This is a genomic window from Streptomyces odontomachi (genome assembly GCF_024435355.1).
GTDB lineage: Bacteria > Actinomycetota > Actinomycetes > Streptomycetales > Streptomycetaceae > Streptomyces > Streptomyces odontomachi.
The window spans coordinates 1-1,531 of the sequence record NZ_JAMJWG010000078.1 but is presented as its reverse complement, the minus strand read 5'-3'; the positions used below and the strand labels follow the sequence as shown (position 1 = coordinate 1,531).

Genomic DNA, 1,531 nt, shown 5'->3' with positions numbered 1-1,531 from the left:
TCGTGGTGCCGGCGAACCATGTGGGCATCGTCCACAAGCGGTTCGGTCCTGCGCCCGCCGACCGGCGCTTCAAGATGATCACCCCGTCCCGGGCCCGCGGCACCCAGGCCCGCACCCTGCTCCCGGGCCGGTCCTACTGGCTCACGCCCGGCGTCCACAGCGTCGAGTTCGTGCGCCGCATCGACATCCCGCCGGGGAAGATCGGGCTGGTCACCGCCACCGACGGCGCCAAGCGTCCGCCCGGCCGCAGCCTCGGCCGGCACGTGGACTGCGACGACTTCCAGGACGGCGAGACGTTCCTGTTGAACGGCGGCGAGCAGGGCCGCCAGCTGACGATCCTGCGCGGCGACGCCTCGTACTACCTCAACACCGAGCTGTTCAAGGTCGACATCGTGCCCCGGACCCATGTGGAGGCCGGCACCATCGGCCTGGTCATCGCCAAGGACGGCGCCATCCGGCCACCCGACCGCCCCTTCGGCCGCTATGTCGAGTGCGACAACTTCCAACTCGGCGAGGCGTTCCTGCGCGGCGGCGGTGAGCAGGGCCGGCAGCTGGCGATCCTCACCGGCGGCACCTACGACATCAACCCGCACCTCTTCGACGTGATCACCACGCAGAACCTGGGCGCCTCCCAGCAGGACGGCCTGCGCCCCGAGCACCTTCAGGAGATCCGGATCGACGTGGGCTACGTCGGCGTGGTGGTCACCCTGGACGGCGCCGAGCCCGAGCGGACGGAGCGGCGGGTCGGCCCGCTCATCAAGGGCCACGGCAACTTCCGGCTGCCCTGGATGTTCCTCGCCGGCGGCGGATGGCGCGGCGTCCAGGAGGAGACCCTCGGCGAGGGCTCCGTCTACGCGCTCAACCCCTGGTTCGTCCGCGTCGTCCTCATCCCCACCCGGCTCCTCATCCTGGAGTGGACCAAGAAGGACAACTCCCAGGCCAACGACTACGACGCCGCACTCGACCGGATCAGCGTCAACGTCCAGGGCCACCGGCTCCAGGTCGAGCTCAGCCAGACCCTGAACATCCCCGAATCGGCCGCCCCACGCCTGGTCAGCGAGTTCGGGGACTCCTCGGCAGGCCGGGTGGGCGGCCTGGTGGACAACCCCGCCCCGGTGCAGCGGTTCGTCGAACGGGTGCTGGGTGCCGCCGTGGACACCTACTTCAGCGGCATCGCTGCGGAGTCCAGCGTGGAGGAGTTCTTCAACCGCTACGCCAGCATCCGCACCGACGTCGCCGCACAGGTGCGCAACGCCCTGGCCGCCTGGGGCGTCCAGGCGGCCACCACCAACCTCGGCGAGTTCGAAAGCCTGGACCCGGAACTCGACAAGGCCCGCAGCAAGGTGGCCCTCGCCCAGATCCGCGCCCAGGAACTGGAAGTGGAGGAGCTGAACGCCCACCGCCACGCGAAGATCCGCAAGACGGAACTCGGAGTCGCCGCCGACGAGCGCCGGCTCGAACTCGTGGTGCTGGAAGGCAAGATCAAACTCCTCGGCCAGAGCCCCATGGCCATGAAGGAACTCCTCGCGGA

The 1,531-nt window shown here is 69.8% G+C and carries 1 protein-coding gene; it reads left to right on the top strand.

Annotated elements, in window-relative coordinates:
• Positions 1–1,531: SPFH domain-containing protein (locus NQO67_RS43440; protein ID WP_255956187.1), on the top strand; the 1,531-nt coding region annotated here is incomplete at both ends.